Below are 19,541 nucleotides of genomic sequence, written 5' to 3' on the forward strand. Positions count from 1 at the left end.
ATCGGCTTGCGGGAAATTCGGGAAGTCGGGTGCGTTCAGCCGGCGATCAATTGCCGCGCCGTGTCGTTGCGCCAGCGGGCCAGGTGCTCGTCGGCATAGCGGCGGATGCAGCGCAGCACCGCGCTTTCGTGCTGCACGAGGAAGAAGTGGTGGCCGTCGAACATGTCCAGGGAGAAGCCGCTGGCGGCGTCGTCCTGCCAGTCGAGCAACTGGTCGGCGCGCACGCTGTCTTGCTTGCCGCCGAACACATGGATCGGCAAGCGCAACGGTGCGCGCTCGCCGTAGGTGAAGCTGCCGCAGAGCAGAAAGTCTGCGCGCAGGATCGGCAGCATCAGCGCCATCAGTTCGGGGTTGGCCAGGGCTTCTTCAGCGGTGCCTTGCAGTTCGCGCAGGCGGGCGAGCAGTTGGGCGTCGGTCTTTTCGCTGGCGTACTCACTGACATCACGCCGCGCCGGGCCCGCCGTGCCAGAGGCAAACAACGCGAGGGGCGCCGGCAGGTTGCGTGCGCGCAGGGCGTGGGCCAGTTCGAACGCCAGCAGGCCGCCGAGGCTGTGGCCAAACAAGGCGTAAGGGCCGTTGAGGTCGCGGCCGATCTCGTCGGCGAGTTGCGCCGCCAGGGCCTTGATATCGCGCTGCAACGGCTCGTCCATGCGCATGCCACGCCCGGGCAATTCCAGCGGGCACACCTGCAACCACGCCGGCATCGCCCGGCGCCAGCGGGCATAGACCATGGCGCTGGCGCCCGAATAGGGCAGGCAAAACAGGCGCAGGCACGTCGGCGTACTCATCGGGCGAGTACTCCAAACTGAAACACGCTGTATGCACGATAGAAACCCATGTCGCCCTCCTGCGGGTGCTGATCCTTGGCCGTTTCACGAACGGACCTGTCACCCAAGAGAACGGACGGAGCGGGCAAATAATTAGTCGCAGGCTTTGCGCGAGACGTGGTTCACAGCGCACAAGAAAGCATAAGATTAGTTCGTCTTCTCATTTGACAATCATTATCATTAAGCATAATTTGTTGCCCGATGTGTAGGAGGCCTCAGCAAGGACGCCCTCCCCCAACCTCTTTGCGACAAGGTGATTTTCCATGACGGAACAAGTATCCACAGGCAGGTGCGACTCACCTCTTCTGCAGGCTTTTGTCGATAATCGACTGATCCTGGTGAAGATCGCGGCACGTATTACCGGGTGCCGCTCCCGCGCCGAAGACGTAGTGCAGGACGCCTACTTCCGGCTGCAATCGGCGCCGACGATCACCTCATCGTTCAAGGCCCAATTGAGCTATCTGTTCCAGATCGTGCGCAACCTGGCGATCGATCACTATCGCAAGCAGGCCCTGGAGCTCAAATACTCCGGCACGGAAGAGGAAGGCTTGAATGTGGTTATTCACGGCGCTTCACCGGAAACCTCGCACATCAACTTCAGCACCCTGGAAAACATCGCCGACGCCCTGACGGAGCTGCCCCAGCGCACGCGCTATGCGTTCGAGATGTACCGCCTGCACGGCGTGCCGCAAAAGGACATCGCCAAGGAATTGGGCGTGTCGCCGACCCTGGTCAACTTCATGATCCGCGATGCGCTGGTGCATTGCCGCAAGGTGTCGGGCAGCCATAGCGATACGTTTGCGCGCAGGGTCTGAACCCAACACAGCACTCTATGTGGAATAAACCAATGTGGGAGCGGGCTTGCCCGCGATAGCAGTCTGTCAGCCACCGATGTGTTGACTGAACCACTGCAATCGCGGGCAAGCCCGCTCCCACATTTAGATTTTCATTAAGGCTTCAGGGCGCCGGCATCACGTCAATGCGATACGGCTCGAAAATCTTCAGCATCTCGCCGTTTTCCCGCAACCGCTTGAGCAACCCGGCAAACGCCTCGGCGGTGATCGGCGCCTTGGGCCGCAGCAACGCGTAGTGGTGATACACCTGGTCGATACGCTCCGACACCAGGAACTGCCCCGCCATATCCGCATTGCGCACCATGAAATCACTCAGGTACGAACGCGTCACCAGCGCGATATCGGCACGCCCGCGCGCGACCATCAGCAAGTTGCTGTCATGGGAATAGGTCAACGTGGCGTTGAAGTGTTCGGCCATGTACTTGGGGTCGGGGTTGAAGTTGGCGAAGGCGTAGTGATAACCCCTGCTGAACACCGCCAGGCGCTTGCCCGCCAGGTCGGCGAAATAGCCCTGCTCGCGACCGGGCTCACGCTGGGCGACGAACACTTCCGCATCCTCCAGGCCCATGTCGACGCTGGCGTGGGCAATCTTCTGCCAGCCCCATTCGGGGTTTTCGAAGATGGCCATGTCGACCCGGCCCTGCTCGAAATCCCGGAAGCGGCGCGGAATGGAGGTGGGCACCAGCACAAACTGGTAGTCGCTCTGCGCGGTGTTCAGGGCCTCCACCAGTTGCGGTAGCAAACCGGTGTCGGCGCCTTGCTCAGGGCGTACGGTGTAGGGCGGGAAGTGCGCCGCGCCGATCCTCACCAATTGCGCAGCCGAAGCCGGCGCCCACCCTGCGGTGCCCAGTGCCAAAAAGGTAACTCCTGCAGCCAGCCGCCATGGCGAAAACATTGAGGCACACACCGTTGAATACTCTGATGGCGATAAGCTAGGCGTTTTTGTCGGGAGAGACAACTTTCCACCGTCAAATTAATAGCTTGCTCATCAATCGGCTTTAAGCACCATCAGCAGCGCTTCTTCGGCCAATTGCTCCAGGGTCAGGCTGCCCTCGGCGCGAAACCACGTCGTGGTCCAGGACAACGCCCCAGTGAGAAAGCGCCGGGTGATAAACACATCGCCCCGGATATAACCGGCCGCCTTGGCCTCGCCGAGCACCTGCAACCAGATCTCTTCGTACACATCACGCAGCGCCAGCACCTGCGCCTGGCCTTCGGCCGACAGCGAGCGCCACTCATACACCAGCACCGCCATGGCCTCGCCGCTGCCGCCCATGATCGATTGCAATTCGCAGCGGATCAGCGCCAGCACGCGCTCGCGCACGTCGCGCGCTTCTTCGAGGGAGGCGCGCATCATCGCGGTGTTGTAGTGGATGGTTTCTTCCATCACCGCCCGCAGGATCTCGTCCTTGCTCTTGAAGTGATGAAAAATGCTCCCGGACTGAATGCCCACGGCACTCGCCAGGTCACGCACCGTGGTACGTTCAAAGCCTTTGTTGCGAAACAGGTGCGCCGCCGTTTGCAGCAACTTGCCCCGGGCACTGTCGGGGTCGGTCAACTGGCCGCCATCGACCATGGTGCGCATCACCCGCAGGGCTTTGTGCTCATCCATGCCACTCTCCTCTACTTCTACTGACGTCTTGGCCGGCAATTTAGGCCGTGGCCGCGACCCAAGCAAGCGCTTGGGCAAAATCTGTATCGGGAGTTTACAGACCAAGCGCTTGCTTGGTAGTCTCGGCAACAGCCATCAGAGGAAGGATTTCTCATGCGTGACACGGTTCGTATCGGCTGCGCCAGCGCCTTCTGGGGCGACACCTGCACCGCCGCCGCCCAGTTGGTAAACGGCGGCGCGCTGGATTACCTGGTATTCGACTATCTGGCGGAAGTCACCATGTCGATCCTCGCCGGCGCGCGGATGAAAGACCCCCAGGCCGGCTACGCCACGGATTTTGTCGAGGTGCTCACGCCGCTGCTGGCCGACATTCAGCGCCAGGGCATCCGCGTGATCAGCAACGCAGGCGGCATCCACCCCCAAGCCTGTGCCGCCGCGCTGCAAGCGGTCTGTGACAAGGCCGGCATCGCGCTGAAAATCGCCGTGCTGCTGGGCGATGACCTGCAACCCCAACTCAAGCAACTCCACGGCATCACCGACATGTTCAACGGCGCGCCCCTGCCGCCCGTGTGCGTGTCCGCCAACGCCTACCTCGGCGCGCCGGGCATTGCCGCTGCGCTGGCACTGGGCGCCGACATCGTCATCACCGGCCGCGTGGTGGACAGCGCCGTGGTCAGCGGGGCTCTGGTGCATGCCTTCAATTGGTCCTGGCACGACTACGACCGCCTCGCCCAAGCCGCCCTGGCCGGGCATATCATCGAATGCGGCGCGCAATGCACCGGCGGCAACTTCACCGATTGGCGCGACGTGCCGGACTACGCGCACATCGGCTTCCCCATCGTCGAAGTCAGCGCCGACGGCGCGTTCACCGTGAGCAAAGTCGCGGGCACGGGCGGGCTGATCAGCGAACTGAGCGTGGCCGAACAACTGCTGTACGAGATTGGCGACCCGCGCGCCTACCTGCTGCCGGATGTGATCTGCGACTTCAGCCAGGTCACCTTGCAACAGCAGGGCGAAAACCGCGTGCACCTGCACGGCGCCAAGGGCCTGCCACCGACCGAGCAGTACAAGGTCAGCGCCACCTACCCCGATGGTTTTCGCTGCACCGCCAGTTGCCTGATCGCCGGGATCGACGCCGTCGCCAAGGCCGAGCGGGTCAGCCAGGCGATCATCGACAAGACCGCCGAACTGTTCAGCCAGCGCGGCTGGGCGCCCTACACCGAAGTGAATATCGAACTGCTCGGCAGCGAAGCGACCTATGGCGCCCACGCACGGCGCCACGATTGCCGCGAAGTGGTGGTGAAACTCGCGGTACGCCACCCCAACAAACAGGCGCTGGTGTTGTTTGCCCGCGAGATCGCCCAGGCCGCCACGGGCATGGCGCCGGGGCTGACCGGGATCGTCGGCGGACGGCCCACCGTGTATCCGTTGATTCGCCTGTTTTCATTCCTGGTGGATAAAACCTTCTGCACGCCAGTGATCGACTTTCAGGGCGAGCGCCACACCGTCGAACTGCCCAGCGCCCACCCACTGATAACACCGGCTGCGGCAATCGAACCGCCCCAACCCCAAGGCCTTGCCGACGCCAGCGTGCCCCTGGTCAAACTCGCCGTGGCGCGCTCCGGCGACAAGGGCAACCACAGCAATATCGGGGTGATCGCCCGCGCGCCCGAATACCTGCCATGGATCGCCGAAGCGCTGACGCCCGCAGTGGTCGTCGACTGGATGAGCCACGTGCTCGACCCGCTGCACGGCCGCGTCGAACGCTGGTACCTGCCCGGCAGCCACAGCCTCAACTTCCTCCTGGAAAACGCCCTGGGCGGCGGCGGTATCGCCAGCCTGCGCATCGACCCGCAAGGCAAGGCCTTCGCCCAGCAGTTGCTGGAAATCCCCATCGCCGTACCGCAACACCTCGCCGATCAACTCAACTGACAGGAGCGTTGCCGTGGCCTTCGACTCGATCTTCAAAGCCGACCTGTTCCAGGGGTTACACCGTGATTGTCACCGGTGGCGGCAGCGGCATTGGCCGTTGCACCGCCCATGAACTGGCGGCCCTCGGCGCCCAGGTGATTCTGGTGGGGCGCAAACCCGAAAAGCTGCAAACCGTCGCCGCCGAAATTGCCGAAGATGGCGGCATCGCCCATTGGCAGGCCTGCGACATTCGCGATGAAGAAGCGGTGAAGGCGCTGGTCACGCAGATCCTCAGCGACCACGGGCCGATCCACGGCCTGGTGAACAACGCCGGGGGCCAATACCCGTCACCGCTGGCGTCGATCAATCAAAAAAGGCTTTGAAACCGTGCTGCGCACCAACCTCGTCGGCGGCTTCCTGATGGCGCGGGAAGTGTTCAACCAGTCGATGAGCAAGCACGGCGGCGCCATCGTCAACATGCTCGCCGACATGTGGGGCGGCATGCCCGGCATGGGTCACTCGGGCGCGGCGCGCGCGGGCATGGACAACTTCACCAAGACCGCCGCGTTTGAATGGGGCTACGCCGGGGTGCGGGTCAACGCCGTGGCGCCGGGCTGGATTGCCTCCAGCGGCATGGACACCTACGAAGGCGCCTTCAAGGCGGTGATCCCGACCCTGCGCGAACATGTGCCGCTCAAGCGCATCGGCACCGAATCGGAAGTCAGCGCGGCCATCGTGTTCCTGCTCAGCCCCGCCGCCGCCTTTATCAGCGGCAGCACCCTGCGTATCGACGGCGCCGCCAGCCTGGGCAGCCGCGCCTGGCCCTTGCACAAGGCACAGCCGCCGAGCGAACCGTTCAATGGCTTTCACCGCGCCTACTTGCCGGATGTCCTCAAGGCGGAGCAATAAACCATGCCGCTGATCGAATCCCTGATCGACCCCCACAGCGCCCAGTTCGCGCAAAACCGCGCAGCCATGCAGGTGGGCATCCAGCACCTGCGCCAGCTGGAGCAGAACCTGCTGGACAAGGCCGAAGAAGCCCGCGCCAAGTTCGACCAGCGTGGGCAACTGCTGCCCCGTGACCGCCTCAACCTGCTGCTGGACCCCGGCGCGCCGTTCCTCGAACTGGCCGGCCTGGCCGGCTACAAGCTGCACGACGACAAGGACGGCAGCGCCGCCGGCGGTGGCTTGATCGCCGGCATCGGCTACGTCAGTGGCGTGCGCATGCTGGTGGTGGCCAACAACAGCGCAATCAAGGGCGGCACGATTTCCCCCAGCGGCCTGAAAAAATCCCTGCGCCTGCAACAGATCGCCCTGGAAAACAAACTGCCGGTGGTGACCCTGGCCGAAAGCGGCGGCGCCAACCTCAACTACGCCGCCGAGATTTTCGTCGAAGGCGCGCGCAGCTTTGCCAACCAGGCGCGCCTGTCGGCCATGGGCTTGCCGCAGATCACCGTGGTGCACGGCTCGGCCACGGCGGGCGGGGCGTATCAGCCGGGGCTGTCGGATTACGTGGTGGTGGTGCGGGGCAAGGCCAAGCTGTTCCTCGCCGGGCCGCCGTTGCTGAAAGCGGCGACCGGCGAAGTGGCGACGGACGAAGAACTGGGCGGCGCCGAGATGCACGCACAAGTCGCCGGCACCGCTGAGTACCTGGCGGAAAACGATGCCGACGGCGTGCGCATCGCGCGCGAAATCGTCAGCGCCTTGCCCTGGAACGAGCGTCTTCCAGCGCCTGCACAGCGCACCTACCGCGAACCGCTGTACCCCATCGAAGACCTGCTGGGCCTGATCCCCGACGACCCGAAAAAGCCCTATGACGTGCGCGAAATCCTCGCGCGCCTGGGGGACGGATCGAACTTTCTCGACTTCAAAAGCGAGTTCGACGCCCACACAGTCTGCGGCCACCTGCACATCCACGGCCACGCCGTCGGCGTGATCGGCAACAACGGCCCGATCACGCCCAAGGGCGCGAGCAAGGCCGCGCAATTTATCCAACTGTGCGACCAGAGCCGTACGCCGCTGCTGTTCCTGCACAACACCACCGGCTTTATGGTGGGCACCGAATCCGAGCAGCAAGGCGTGATCAAGCACGGCGCGAAGATGATCCAGGCGGTGGCGAATGCGCGGGTGCCTAAACTGACCATCGTGGTCGGCGGCTCCTACGGCGCCGGCAACTATGCGATGTGCGGCCGTGGCCTAGACCCGCGCTTTATCTTCGCCTGGCCCAACAGCCGCACGGCGGTGATGGGCGGTGCGCAGGCGGGCAAGGTGCTGCGGATTGTCACCGAGGCCAAGCAGTTGAAAAACGGTGTGGTGCCCGACCCCAAGGTGCTGGACATGCTGGAGCAGGTCACCGCGCAGAAGCTCGACAGCCAGTCCACCGCGTTGTACGGCAGCGCCAACCTGTGGGACGACGGGCTGATTGACCCACGGGACACGCGGACCCTGCTCGGCTTGTTGCTGGATATCTGCCACGAGGCCGACGTGCGCGAATTGCACCCCAACAGTTTTGGTGTGGCGCGTTTCTAACCGGAGAATAAGAACAATGATCTTTACCCAGGAACACCAGGAACTGCGCCGCACCGTGCGCGCCTTCGTCGATCGCGAGATCAACCCCCACGTGGATGAATGGGAAAAAGCCGGGCGCTTCCCCATCCACGAGATCTTCCGCAAGGCCGGCGACCTCGGCCTGCTGGGCATTTCCAAGCCGGAACAGTTCGGCGGCATGGGCCTGGACTACAGCTATTCCATCGTCGCCGCCGAAGAGTTCGGCAGCATCCGTTGCGGCGGCATCCCCATGGCCATCGGCGTGCAGACCGACATGTGCACCCCCGCCCTCGCCCGCTTCGGCAGTGATGAACTGCGCGACGAATTCCTGCGCCCGGCCATCAGCGGCGAGCAGGTCGGCTGCATTGGCGTCTCGGAAGTCGGTGCCGGTTCCGATGTGGCCGGGCTCAAGACCCATGCGCGCAAGGACGGCAGCGACTACGTGATCAACGGCAGCAAGATGTGGATCACCAACTCCCCCAGCGCCGACTTCATTTGCCTGCTGGCCAACACCTCCGACGACAAGCCCCATATCAATAAGTCGCTGATCATGGTGCCGATGAACACCGCGGGCATCAGCGTCAGCCCGCCCCTGGAAAAACTCGGCATGCACAGCTCCGAGACCGCCCAGGTGTTTTTCGACAACGTGCGCGTGCCGCAACGCAACCGGATCGGCCACGAAGGCGCGGGCTTCATGATGCAGATGCTGCAATTCCAGGAAGAGCGCCTGTTTGGCGCGGCCAATATGATCAAGGGCCTGGAGTACTGCATCGACAGCACCATCGCGTACTGCAAGGAACGCCAGACCTTCGGCAAGGCGCTGATCGACAACCAGGTCATCCACTTCCGCCTGGCTGAACTGGCCACCGAGATCGAATGCCTGCGCGCGCTGGTGTACCAGGCCACCGAGCAGTACATCAAGGGCCAGGACGTGACCCGCCTGGCCTCCATGGCCAAGCTCAAGGCCGGGCGCCTGGGCCGCGAGGTCAGCGACAGTTGCCTGCAATACTGGGGCGGCATGGGCTTTATGTGGGACAACCCGGTGGCACGCGCCTACCGCGATGTGCGGCTGGTGTCGATTGGCGGCGGCGCCGACGAAATCATGCTGGGCATCATCTGCAAACTGATGGGCACCTTGCCGGGGAAAAAACCATGAACACCTTGCTGCTGGAACCGCATAACGGCGTGCTGCACATCACCCTCAACCGGCCTGAATGTCGCAATGCGATGAGCCTGGAAATGGTCAACGAACTGCACGCGGTGCTGGCGCAGCTGGATGGCCGCACGCGCGCCGTGGTGATCAGCGGCGCCGGCGGGCACTTCTGCGCCGGGGCGGATGTGAAGGATCTGGTCAACGCCGGCGACCAATTGCAGGCGCTGAACCGCGCGTTCGGCACCTTGCTGCAAGCCGTCGAAGCGGTGCCCCAGGTGGTGATCGTGCTGCTGCAAGGCGCAGTGCTCGGCGGCGGGTTTGGCTTGGCCTGCGTGAGTGATATTGCGATTGCCGATCACCAGGCGCAGTTCGGCTTACCCGAGACCAGCCTGGGCTTGTTGCCGGCGCAGATTGCGCCGTTTGTGGTCAAGCGCATCGGGCTGACCCAGGCCCGCCGACTGGCGCTGACGGCGGCGCGGTTTGATGGCGTGGAGGCGCAGCGGCTGGGCGTGGTGCACTTTACCGAGCGTGATCCGCAGGCGTTGGCCGAGCGGTTGGATGAGGTGCTCGGGCAGGTTTTGCGCTGCGCGCCGGGGGCGAATAGGCGGACCAAGGCGTTGTTGCTGGCCAGTGTGGATGAGCCGCTGGGGGTTGTATTGGATCGGGGCGCGCAGTGGTTTGCCGAGGCGGTGATTGGCGAAGAAGGGATTGAGGGGACGCAGGCGTTTGTGCAGAAGCGCAAGCCTGGGTGGTGCAAATGACGCCATCGCAGGCAAGCCAGCTCCCACAGGAGGAACGCATTTCAACCTGTGGGAGCGGGCTTGCCCGCGATGAGGCCCGAACAAACACCCCATCAGCCAAGGGATAACCCCATGCCCGCCTTCAGCAAAATCCTCATCGCCAACCGCGGCGAAATCGCATGCCGCATCCAGCGCACCGCCCAGGCCCTGGGCTACCGCACCGTAGCCGTGTACAGCGACGCCGACGCCCAGGCCCTGCATGTGCAGATGGCCGACGAAGCCGTCAATATCGGCCCAGCGCCCGTGCAGCAGTCCTATCTGAATATCGCGGCGATTCTCGAAGCAGCGCGCATAACCGGCGCCGACGCCATCCATCCCGGCTACGGCTTCCTCTCCGAAAACCCCGACTTCGCCCGCGCCTGCCTCGCGGCCGGCCTGACCTTCATCGGCCCCAGCGTCGCGGCCATCGAGCTGATGGGCAGCAAGCGCCTGTCCAAGCTCGCCATGCTCGACGCAGGCGTGCCGTGCATCGCCGGCTACCAGGGCGGCGCCCAGGACGACGTGACCCTGCAACACGAAGCCGAGCGCATCGGCTACCCGCTGATGATCAAGGCCAGCGCTGGCGGCGGCGGGCGCGGCATGCGCCTGGTGCACACGGCCGACGCCTTGCTGGAGAACCTGCACACGGCGCGCTCCGAAGCGAAAAATGCGTTTGGCAGCGACGAACTGATCCTCGAGCAAGCGCTGATCGACCCGCGCCACGTCGAAATCCAGCTGTTCGGCGACAGCCACGGCCAACTGATCTACCTGGGCGAGCGCGACTGTTCGATCCAGCGCCGCCATCAAAAAATCATCGAAGAAGCGCCCTGCCCGGTGATGACTGCCGAGCTGCGCCAGGCCATGGGCGAAGCCGCCCTCAAAGCCGGGCGCGCGGTGCACTACGTTGGCGCGGGCACCGTGGAATTCTTGCTCGACCGCAAAGGCCAGTTCTACTTCCTGGAGATGAACACCCGCCTGCAAGTGGAACACCCGGTCACCGAACTGATCACCGGCCTCGACCTGGTGGACTGGCAATTGCAGATCGCCGCCGGCCAGCCCCTGCCGCTGACGCAAGCGGACGTGACCCTGAGCGGCCACGCCATGGAAGTGCGCCTGTATGCCGAAGACCCGGCCCAGGGCTTCCTGCCGCAAACCGGCGAGGTGCTGCGCTGGCAACCGGCCGCGGGCGTGCGCATTGACCACGGCGTGTGCGCAGGCCAGCGCATCAGCCCGTTCTATGACCCGATGCTCGGCAAGCTCATCGCCCACGGCGCCACCCGTGAGGAAGCGCGGCGCAAACTGCTGCGCGCGGTGGAGGACACGCTGTTGCTGGGCGTGACCACCAACCAACGGTTCCTCGCGGATTTGCTCAAGCAGGGGGATTTTATCCGTGGCGAATTCAGCACCGGGTTTATCGCCGCACACTTCAACCACATCCCGCGCCAGCCGGTCTCGGCCGAACAGCTCAGCCTGGCCGCCGCGCTGTTCTATCAACACAGCGCCGACACCCATCCCCAGAGCCTCGCGGGCTGGCGCAACAACGCCAGCGTCGCGGGCACTTGCCGCCTGGAGGTCAACGACAAAATCCATAGCGTGCCCCTTGCCCCGCTGGCTCTTACCACCGACGGTCACTGCGCCACCCTGGTGCTCAACGGCATCCGGCGTCGCGTCGCCTACCACCTCGACGGCGACCAGTTGTGGCTGCCGGGCTTGCACGTGACCGACCGCACCCACCAGGCCGCCAGCCGTCAGGCCGACGTGCAGAGCGGCACGGTCAAGGCGCCGATGGACGGGGCCATCGTTGCTGTGCGGGTCAGCGCCGGTGAGCGTGTGAGCAAAGGCCAGCTGCTGCTGGTGCTTGAAGCGATGAAAATGGAGCATTCGCTGACTGCCGGCATCGACGGAGTGATCAAAGGTGTGCAGGTGATTGCCGGCGATCAGGTGCGCAATCGCCAGGTTTTGCTGGAGATCGAATAACGCCTAGGCGGAACTACGCGGCCGGGCTACGCTCTATCCCCATCAAGAAGGGAAGAGACGGGAACCTGCACGAGGCCTCATTGGCTGATTATTGACCTTGAAGCCACGACGGATGACGGCGGCTGGCCCGTGACGGAGATGGAAGTCATCGAGATCGGCGCGAGCCTGGTGAACCGCCAGGGCCGCGAACTGGACCATTTCCAACGCTGTGTCCGGCCGTTGCGCCGGCCCTTGCTGACGCCCTTTTGCCGGCAACTGACCCACATCACCCAGGCGAATATCGACGCTGCCGCGCCGATCACCGAAGTGTGGCCGCTGTTCGAACGCTGGCTGGGCCAGCACCACGCGCGCCTGGAAGGCTGGGCCAGTTGGGGCGACTACGACCGCAAGCGGCTGGAACTGGAGTGGCAGCGCCATGGCCTGGCCAGCGCGCTGGCCCAAACCCCCCATGTGAACCTCAAGCAACGCTTCGCCAAGGCGCGCCGGCTGGACAAGCCGCTGGGGCTCAATGGCGCGCTGCAATTGGCAGGGATGCAGTTCAACGGCCAGCAACATCGGGCGCTGGAGGATGCGCGCAACACCGCACGCCTGTTGCCGCTGATTTTGCCGGTCTAGGCAGCTCCCCTGCCCTTGGGCATACTGGCCGACCTTTCCAGACCCTTTTCCGAGGATTCACCCATGTTCAAAGTCAACGAGTACTTCGACGGCACCGTCAAGTCGATCGCTTTCGGCACCGCAGAAGGTCCGGCGACCATCGGCGTGATGGCCCCGGGTGAATACGAATTCGGCACCGCCCAGCGTGAAATCATGCACGTGGTGTCCGGCGCGCTGACCGTCAAGCTGCCAGACGCCAGCGAGTGGGAAACCTTCGCCGCCGGCAGCCAGTTCAACGTGCCGGCCAACAGCAAGTTCCAGCTGAAAGTCGCCGTCGACACCGCTTACCTGTGCGAATACCGCGGCTGAGTTTCACCCGCTAAAAAAAAGCCCGTCTCGCAGGAGACGGGCTTTTTTCATTCCAGGATCGTTACCGGCATGCCCACCGCCAACTGGCCGACACCATCGTTGACCAGGTTCTGGCCGAAAATCGCGCCGTTCTCGGTCTTGCGATACGCCTCCAGCGTCACGAAGGGTTCGCGGTCAGGGCTGCGCTCGCCGGTCTGTGGGTCGATGGTGGTGAGGATGCAACGCGAGCACGGCTTGACCGCGCGAAACTCCACATCGCCGATGCGCAGGCGTTTCCAGCCATCTTCGGCAAACGCCTCACTGCCTTCGATCACCAGGTTGGGGCGAAAGCGCAGCATTTCCATGGGCCGGCCGATACGTTGCGACAGGTCGTCCAGGGACGCCTGGCCGATCACCAGCAACGGGTAACCGTCGGCGAACGCGACCTGGTCATCGTCCTTGCCGTAACCCGCTTCGGTGGTGCGCGCACGCTCCAGGGGGATTTGCACCAGGCGCGTGGGCTTGCCGATAAAGGTGCTGACCCAGGCGGCCGCGGCGTCGCCCGCATCCGGCACGCGCAAGGTGTCGCGCCAGATGGTCACGCCGCGCAACTCGGCGTCGCTGCCGGGCAGGGCCACGTCCAGGGTGGGGTAGCCCGGTGAGCTGAGGGTCAGGCCACCGGCGCTGTTCCACAGGGCCGACAGCTGGCTCATCTTCGCCACGGCGCGCTGGGTGAGGAAACGCCCGCTGGCCTCGTCCACCAGCATCCAGCGTCGATCGCCGTCCAACCCCAGCTTATCCAGGCCGATCTGCTGCAAGACCTCGGCCTTGCCGGACTTCAAGGGGTAACGGTACAACGCGCTGAGACGGAGCATGGGCCTGCAATCCTTGGGGGTAAAGACGCTACCCTAAGGTCAAGCGGGCACTTCGTCCAGCATCAGGCGTTCGCGCACCACGTCCACCAGTTTGTCCGGCTGGAACTTGGAGAGGAAGTTGTCGCAACCGACCTTCTTCACCATCGAGTCGTTGAAGCTGCCCGACAGCGAGGTGTGCAGCACCACGTACAAGCCACGCAGGCGCGGGTCGTTGCGGATCTCGGTGGTCAGGCGGTAGCCGTCCATCTCGGGCATTTCGGCATCGGTGAAGACCATCAGCAGCTTGTCGGTCATCACCACGCCGCTGTCGGCCCAGGCCTTGAGCATGTTCAGCGCCTTGAGGCCGTCACTGGCGATGTGCATCTTCAGCCCCAGCTGACCGAGGGTGCCGCGCAGTTGCGACAGGGCCACGTTGGAGTCGTCCACCAGCAGCACTTCGCGACCACGGGCGCGTTCCAGCACCGGGTCTTCGAGTTTTTCCCGGGAGACCTTGGCGTTGTACGGCACGATTTCGGCGAGGACTTTTTCCACGTCGATGATTTCCACCAACTGGTCATCGACCTTGCTGATGGCCGTGAGGTAATGCTGGCGCCCGGCGCTGGTCGGCGGTGGCAGGATCGCTTCCCAGTTCATGTTGACGATGCGGTCCACGCCGCCCACCAGGAACGCCTGCACCGACCGGTTGTACTCGGTGACAATAATGGTGCTGTTCGGCCCCGGCACCAGCGGGCGCATGCCGATGGCCTGGGACAGGTCGATCACCGGCAGCGTCTGGCCGCGCAGGTTGACCACGCCGCAGACAAACGGATGGCGCTGGGGCATCAGGGTCAGCTTGGGCAATTGCAGGACTTCCTGCACCTTGAACACGTTGATCGCGAACAGCTGCCGCCCGGCCAGGCGGAACATGAGGATCTCCAGGCGATTCTCACCGACCAGTTGCGTACGTTGATCTACCGTGTCGAGAATGCCGGCCATTAAAAGCTCCTGATGCGCGAAAGGAATGTGCAGCTCATTAAGGTCTGTTATCGGCGGCGAGCGCCAGATCTTGACCCCGGTAAAATGCCACGTAAATCCATTGATGTCACACTGACATCATGCTTTACTGGCCACGCCTCTCCATATGGCACTACAGCGACGTTGCGCGACATTCAAAGCGACGCAAGGTTCCGCTGCCTAAGGGATTCCCCTAGTCACAATCAGGCCCAACCTGATATTCGCAATATCTAATAGCCATTAATGTGACGCCATTCTCATTGCATGAATGGAGTCAGGCTTTTGTTTGCGATGTCCAGCCCACGACCCACGGGTCTTCCAGCGCTTCATATGTGCGCCCGCACGATGCGGGTAACGCACGGCTATCGCGATCACTACAATAAACTTCCTACTAAAAGTTCAGACGCGAACTACAGATCTCCGTCATATTTCAGCGGTAGTTTTACGCCATTCACCCGACGCGGCATCTCATCACCCGACCGTATGTTGTGGAGACTTGCATGATGAATAGCGCAAACGAATGGCAAACCGCACTTCCCGAATTCCTGCTTGAAGCTGAAACCCTGTTGGCGAAGTCGGAAGAATGCCTGAGCCACTTGCACCTGATTCGCAATGACAGCGATGCCATCGAGTGCATGACCATCAGCCTCACCCGACTCGCCGAAAAGGCCGACAACCTGGCCCTGCAGGCGATCAGCGAATTTTCCAGGCACATCCAGTACTTGATTGCCAATGCCGTCAACCCGCTGCAACTGCATGACCAGGCCCTGGATGCCTTGCACGCGTGCCTGACGTTGCTGGCCTGGCAGTTGGAACTGATCGACACGCGCACCGGCGAACTGGGCCTGGATGACAGTGAGCAAACCAACCTGATTGCCACGGTGACCTTGCAGATCCCACAAAAGAACTTCAGCTATAAACCCGAGCAACGCCTGCATCGAGCGTCATGAATGCCGCTTGGCCTGGTGGTCGCTTTTAATCGGCTACTTGTCCAGAAACGACAGGAGCAACTTACGCGCGCGCATCCGTTATATGCAGAAAAAGTACGACCCGTTATAACTTCCCAGAACAGGGAAACTGCGCGATTGACGTCTGGCGACCAGCGGTAATCAAAGTGTTACCATGCCGCCCTCGAAGTGACTCAACTTCATGATGCATACAACGTGAAAAGCATCCGCTATGTACGCCAGCCTCAGGTCACTCCTCGTCACATCCATCTCCCGCAGCCATGCACGCCGAATCATTCTCGCGCTGTGCCTGTGTGCGCTGCTGGTCAGCCTGTGGGCCTACGTCCACGCTGCGCCGGTGCCGCTGCTGCTGCTGATCCTCAACCTGGGCACGCTGGCCGTGGTTGCGCTGCAACAATGGGTGTCACGCAAATCCATCAAGTTCCAACCCCAGGAGCTGGCTGACCGCCTGCTGCAAGTCCAGGAAAACGAACGCCACCGCCTGAGCCGGGAGCTGCACGACGATATCGGCCAATTGCTCACCGCCGCCAAGTTGCAGAGTGAATGGCTGCAGCGCCGCCTGCCCCAGGAGTTGCAAGGCCAATGCACAATGCTCGGCAATACCCTGAGTGAAACCCTGGCCAAGGTGCGTGATGTCTCCGCCATCCTCAACCCGCGCCAGCTGACCAGCCTGGGCCTGGAAGCGAGCCTGCGCGCGCACTTGCTCAAGACCCTGGAAAACAGCCCCACGCACTGGAGCCTGGAATGCCAGCAACGGCTGACCGGCATCCCCGAGGAAATGGCCGTGGCCGCGTTTCGCATCACCCAGGAGGCGGTGACCAACATGCAACGCCATGCCCAGGCACGCAACCTGGTGGTGCGCCTGCAACGCCTGCCCGAAGGGCTGTCGCTGACGATCTACGACGATGGCCAAGGCTTTTCACCCGCCCTCGACCCCGGCCGCGAAGGCCAACGGGGCATGGCTGGCATGTCCGAACGCATCGATCAACTGGGCGGCTCCCTGTCCGTGGTCAGCCATCCCGGCACCGGCACGCGGATCGACGCGCTTTTCCCCTGGGCGCCGCGCGCCCTCGAACGGGCCAGCGCGCCCAAGGTGCTTGAGTGACCTGTAATTTATTGCTGGTGGATGATCACGCGTTGATCAGGGCCGGCGTGCGTGCGCTGATCCTCGATATTCCCGGCTACGCGGTGGTGGGCGAAGCCAGCGACGGCGCGCAGCTGCTCGCACAGTTCAACGCCCTGCAACCGGATATCGTGCTGCTCGACCTGTCGATGAAACACACCGGTGGCCTTGACGCCTTGCAGCAACTCAAGAGCGCGCACCCCAAGAGCAAGGTGCTGATCCTGTCGATGCACACCGACCCGGAACTGATCATGCGTGCCCTCGAGTGCGGCGCCCACGGCTACCTGCTCAAGGACACCAGCGCCAGCGAGCTGGAACATGCGCTGTTGGCGCTGCGCAACAACGAACGTTACCTGAGCCCGGCGATTGCCCACACGGTGATCAACCAGGCGCTGGTGCGCAACCAGGGGCCGGTGTCCCCGGTAGTCCACAGCCACAACCTCACGGCGCGCCAGCTGGAGATCCTGCGCTTGATCGTGCGCGGCAAGTCCACCCGGGAAATCGCCCACGGCCTCGGCTTGAGTATCAAGACCGTGGAGGCGCACCGCTCGCAGATCATGAAGCGCCTGCAGATTTTCGACGTGGCGGGCCTGGTGTTATTCGCGGTGCGCGAGCAGATCATCAGCCTCGACGACTAGCGGCGAACCCACCGGCAGGTGCACGCGCAAGGCCTTGGGCAAGGCGACAAAACGCAAGTCATCGCCCTTCAGCGGCTCGCCATCCAGATTGATGTACAGCCCGTCGGCGACCTTGATCTCGACCCACGGCAGGCGCGCGCGCACAAACATATTGTCCAGCCCACCGTCGCTCATCAGCGTCAGCAAGGTGCCGACCACTTCCTGCGGCGCCGGCAGAATGCTGATGTCGAGCAAACCATCATCCACCACCGCGCCCGGGCACAGCACATGCCCGCCGCCCGCCTGGCGGCCGTTGCCGATGCCCAGCGCGAGCAGGTCGCCTTTCCAGTGGAAGCCCGGCCCTTCCAGCTCACCGTAAGCCGCCTTCAGTTCACTGAAACGGGTCAAGCCGGTAAACAGGTAGGCGGCGCCACCGAGGACCTTCTTCAAGTCTTCGGAGGTGTTGGCCGTGACCTGGCTGCCGAAGCCGCCGGTGGCCATGTTGAGGAAGATCTGCCCGCCGGCCTGGCCCAGGTCGATGGCCCTTGGCGGCACATCCAGCAGCGCCAGCGCCTGGGCCGGCTCCAGCGGCACGCCGGCGGCGCGGGCGAAGTCATTGGCGGTGCCCAGGGGCATCAGCACCAGGCTGGCGTCGGTCTTGGCGTGGGCCATCGCTTCGGCGACGTCACGCAAGGTGCCGTCGCCACCGCCCGCGATCAAATGGGTGTAGCCCGCATCCAACGCCTCATGGACCAGGCGCTCGGCATCACCGCCCTCCCACGTGACCCGTACCGCCAGCTCCCAGCCCTGCTCACGCCGGGCCTGCACGGCCGCGCGTACGTCCTCGTTGAGGGCTTGCTTGCCGTGGAGGATCAACAGTGCCTTGGGGCTGGTCATAGCGGGCTTACTCCTGGTTGCAAAGGTGCATGAAGGATGTGGACCTTTGCTGGCGGGAAAAAAGCCATGGTGACGCAAATAAATTGCGCCGGTCAGAAATTATCCATCGCGTTGCACATCGGGACCTTGCTCACCGGCGTCGGCTCGATGCGCTGCCATTGCTTGCCGTCCACCGGCAACTCGTCGAGCAGGAACGAACAATCCGCCGACATCGACGCCTGCACCAAGTAGTCGCGCCCGGGCTTGGGCACGAACGTCATGGTCTTGGCGCACTGGCGAGGGTATTGCAGCCGGCCCAGGTAGTGGAATGCGATGGGCTTGTTGGCCGGCACCACCAGCTCCGACGTGACCGCGCCCGCCCACGAATAGACGGGGCCGGGCATGCCGAGGCTGGCGCCGTTGTGATCCGGGAAACCGGCTTTGACCGAGGCCATCACCCCGGCGCCGGGCACGCTCCAGTCCAGGCAATCACGCCCCGGCACCGCACGCACCAGGCCGTCGGTGACCAGGCGCACGCGGGCGGTCTCGCCACTTTGCGGCGGCACGTAGCCGGTGGACAGCGAACGGATGTTCGCCACCTGGCCGCAACCGCCGAGCGCCAACAGCAGCACGGCGGGGATAACAGGTAACAGTCTCATCTGCATAAGTACTCCATGGAAACGCTGAACCTGTGGCGAGGGAGCTTGCTCCCGCTGGGCTGCGCAGCAGACCCAAAAAGCATGGGAGCGCTTCGCACTCCAGCGGGAGCAAGCTCCCTCGCCACAGGTTGAGTGTTCATCCTTAACGGACAGGCGTCAGGGCTGGCGGCAGTTCTGGTTGACCGACAAGTTCGGCGCCGGCTCATAGCTCACGCGCTGCAAGCCATCGGCGCCCTGGAACAGGAAGTACTTGGCGCGGCAGTCCTTGAACATCGGCGAATACCCCTCGGCCCGGAAGCCCTGGCCATCGACCTGCTTGGTCACGGTGTTGTTGCGGCTGACCACGGCCAGCACCTTCTGGTAGCTGTCACCCATGTTCACCCCGGGCTCGCCGGTGATGGCCGCCGACGAGGCGCAACCGCCCAGGGTGATTGCCGCCAGCACCAGTGCAGCGCCGTACAGTCCATTGCGTAAAGTGTTCATTGCGTGTGTCCTTTGGGTGAGGGATTAACGGCGGCCGTCACAGACCGGCGACTCACCGATACGGCCGAGCTTGCACAGGTCCATATTGTCTTTACGCGTGAAGCCTGCGTCCTTCATGCAGTAGAAGCGCGTCAGCACCACATCGATCGGCGAGTTGTCTCCCGTTCCCGCCAAGTTGGTGTAACCGCAGGCGCGCATTGCACTCTTGACGCCCTCTAAAGAGACTCCGCTTTTTTGCCACTCGGTGAAATCCGGAGGCGGCGGTTGAAAGCCCCTTCCTGTACAGCCGAGCAATAGGAAAACGCAAACACTCGACAGCAAACTGCTCCTGAACATGACGCCCTT

Annotated in this window: 20 protein-coding genes and 1 pseudogene; 12 read left to right on the forward strand and 9 right to left on the reverse strand. The window is 63.5% G+C overall.

Annotation, left to right across the window (positions count from 1 at the left end; all coding sequences use genetic code 11):
• Positions 1 to 35: 35 nt before the first annotated feature.
• Positions 36 to 788: a thioesterase II family protein gene (locus PSH87_RS19570; RefSeq protein ID WP_305430764.1), complete on the reverse strand. Its 753-nt coding sequence runs from the start codon at positions 786 to 788 to the stop codon at positions 36 to 38.
• A 302-nt stretch (positions 789 to 1,090) separates the two neighbouring features.
• On the opposite strand from PSH87_RS19570, the gene PSH87_RS19575 reads away from it, so the two are divergent.
• Positions 1,091 to 1,642 carry an RNA polymerase factor sigma-70 gene (locus PSH87_RS19575; protein ID WP_026136875.1) on the forward strand — a complete coding sequence of 184 codons (552 nt, stop codon included), beginning with the start codon at positions 1,091 to 1,093 and terminating at the stop codon, positions 1,640 to 1,642.
• A gap of 142 nt (positions 1,643 to 1,784) precedes the next feature.
• Here PSH87_RS19575 and PSH87_RS19580 read toward each other — a convergent pair whose 3' ends face one another.
• Together PSH87_RS19580 and PSH87_RS19585 are read right to left on the reverse strand one after the other, a co-directional pair.
• Positions 1,785 to 2,576: an ABC transporter substrate-binding protein gene (locus tag PSH87_RS19580; RefSeq protein WP_305430765.1), complete on the reverse strand. Its 792-nt coding sequence runs from the start codon at positions 2,574 to 2,576 to the stop codon at positions 1,785 to 1,787.
• 93 nt (positions 2,577 to 2,669) lie between these two features.
• The gene (locus PSH87_RS19585) at positions 2,670 to 3,293 is read right to left on the reverse strand and encodes a TetR/AcrR family transcriptional regulator (protein ID WP_017735255.1); all 624 of its coding nucleotides are present in this window, start codon (positions 3,291 to 3,293) and stop codon (positions 2,670 to 2,672) included.
• A gap of 153 nt (positions 3,294 to 3,446) precedes the next feature.
• Between PSH87_RS19585 and PSH87_RS19590 the strand changes: the two genes are divergently transcribed.
• The 8 genes and pseudogenes from PSH87_RS19590 (at position 3,447) to PSH87_RS19625 (ending at position 12,623) form a co-directional block, all read left to right on the forward strand.
• On the forward strand, positions 3,447 to 5,225 hold the full coding sequence (locus tag PSH87_RS19590; protein WP_305430766.1) for an acyclic terpene utilization AtuA family protein: 1,779 nt from the start codon (positions 3,447 to 3,449) through the stop codon (positions 5,223 to 5,225).
• 13 nt (positions 5,226 to 5,238) lie between these two features.
• Positions 5,239 to 6,113, forward strand: a pseudogene (locus PSH87_RS19595) (SDR family oxidoreductase).
• Between the two features lie 3 nt (positions 6,114 to 6,116).
• A complete protein-coding gene (gene atuC, locus PSH87_RS19600) occupies positions 6,117 to 7,733 on the forward strand; it encodes a geranyl-CoA carboxylase subunit beta (protein ID WP_305430768.1) in 1,617 nt (538 codons plus the stop codon).
• Positions 7,734 to 7,749: 16 nt separating this feature from the next.
• Complete coding sequence (gene atuD, locus PSH87_RS19605; protein WP_017735251.1) at positions 7,750 to 8,907, forward strand: citronellyl-CoA dehydrogenase; 1,158 nt, start codon at positions 7,750 to 7,752, stop codon at positions 8,905 to 8,907.
• Positions 8,904 to 9,665, forward strand: coding sequence for an enoyl-CoA hydratase/isomerase family protein (locus tag PSH87_RS19610; protein WP_305430770.1), 762 nt, complete (start codon positions 8,904 to 8,906; stop codon positions 9,663 to 9,665). The genes atuD and PSH87_RS19610 overlap by 4 nt, the downstream gene beginning before the upstream one ends.
• A gap of 111 nt (positions 9,666 to 9,776) precedes the next feature.
• Positions 9,777 to 11,660 (forward strand): acetyl/propionyl/methylcrotonyl-CoA carboxylase subunit alpha, encoded by a 1,884-nt coding sequence (locus PSH87_RS19615; RefSeq protein ID WP_305430771.1) that lies wholly within the window; start codon positions 9,777 to 9,779, stop codon positions 11,658 to 11,660.
• Positions 11,661 to 11,744: 84 nt separating this feature from the next.
• Positions 11,745 to 12,275, forward strand: coding sequence for an exonuclease domain-containing protein (locus PSH87_RS19620; RefSeq protein WP_305434345.1), 531 nt, complete (start codon positions 11,745 to 11,747; stop codon positions 12,273 to 12,275).
• A 63-nt stretch (positions 12,276 to 12,338) separates the two neighbouring features.
• Positions 12,339 to 12,623 (forward strand): pyrimidine/purine nucleoside phosphorylase, encoded by a 285-nt coding sequence (locus PSH87_RS19625; protein ID WP_010208796.1) that lies wholly within the window; start codon positions 12,339 to 12,341, stop codon positions 12,621 to 12,623.
• A 47-nt stretch (positions 12,624 to 12,670) separates the two neighbouring features.
• Here PSH87_RS19625 and PSH87_RS19630 read toward each other — a convergent pair whose 3' ends face one another.
• On the reverse strand, positions 12,671 to 13,477 hold the full coding sequence (locus PSH87_RS19630) for an MOSC domain-containing protein (protein WP_305430773.1): 807 nt from the start codon (positions 13,475 to 13,477) through the stop codon (positions 12,671 to 12,673).
• Between the two features lie 39 nt (positions 13,478 to 13,516).
• The gene (locus PSH87_RS19635; RefSeq protein ID WP_017735246.1) at positions 13,517 to 14,452 is read right to left on the reverse strand and encodes a chemotaxis protein CheV; all 936 of its coding nucleotides are present in this window, start codon (positions 14,450 to 14,452) and stop codon (positions 13,517 to 13,519) included.
• A gap of 518 nt (positions 14,453 to 14,970) precedes the next feature.
• Between PSH87_RS19635 and PSH87_RS19640 the strand changes: the two genes are divergently transcribed.
• From PSH87_RS19640 to PSH87_RS19650, 3 genes are all read left to right on the forward strand, one after another.
• Positions 14,971 to 15,420 carry a hypothetical protein gene (locus PSH87_RS19640; protein ID WP_017735245.1) on the forward strand — a complete coding sequence of 150 codons (450 nt, stop codon included), beginning with the start codon at positions 14,971 to 14,973 and terminating at the stop codon, positions 15,418 to 15,420.
• 229 nt (positions 15,421 to 15,649) lie between these two features.
• Positions 15,650 to 16,543, forward strand: coding sequence for a sensor histidine kinase (locus PSH87_RS19645; protein ID WP_017735244.1), 894 nt, complete (start codon positions 15,650 to 15,652; stop codon positions 16,541 to 16,543).
• Positions 16,540 to 17,199 carry a response regulator transcription factor gene (locus PSH87_RS19650; protein ID WP_026136602.1) on the forward strand — a complete coding sequence of 220 codons (660 nt, stop codon included), beginning with the start codon at positions 16,540 to 16,542 and terminating at the stop codon, positions 17,197 to 17,199. Before PSH87_RS19645 ends, PSH87_RS19650 begins: the two co-directional genes overlap by 4 nt.
• Here PSH87_RS19650 and yegS read toward each other — a convergent pair.
• The 4 genes from yegS to PSH87_RS19670 form a co-directional block, all read right to left on the reverse strand.
• The gene (yegS, locus tag PSH87_RS19655; RefSeq protein WP_305430774.1) at positions 17,158 to 18,075 is read right to left on the reverse strand and encodes a lipid kinase YegS; all 918 of its coding nucleotides are present in this window, start codon (positions 18,073 to 18,075) and stop codon (positions 17,158 to 17,160) included. The two genes, PSH87_RS19650 and yegS, sit on opposite strands and share 42 nt — an antisense overlap.
• A 92-nt stretch (positions 18,076 to 18,167) precedes the next feature.
• Positions 18,168 to 18,713, reverse strand: coding sequence for a hypothetical protein (locus PSH87_RS19660; protein WP_305430775.1), 546 nt, complete (start codon positions 18,711 to 18,713; stop codon positions 18,168 to 18,170).
• A gap of 156 nt (positions 18,714 to 18,869) precedes the next feature.
• The gene (locus PSH87_RS19665) at positions 18,870 to 19,196 is read right to left on the reverse strand and encodes a hypothetical protein (protein ID WP_017735240.1); all 327 of its coding nucleotides are present in this window, start codon (positions 19,194 to 19,196) and stop codon (positions 18,870 to 18,872) included.
• Positions 19,197 to 19,220: 24 nt separating this feature from the next.
• Entirely contained in the window at positions 19,221 to 19,532 is a 312-nt protein-coding gene (locus PSH87_RS19670) for a hypothetical protein (RefSeq protein ID WP_026136600.1), read from the reverse strand.
• Between the last annotated feature and the right edge of the window lie 9 nt (positions 19,533 to 19,541).

Source organism: Pseudomonas sp. FP453, from assembly GCF_030687495.1.
Classification (GTDB): Bacteria; Pseudomonadota; Gammaproteobacteria; order Pseudomonadales; family Pseudomonadaceae; genus Aquipseudomonas.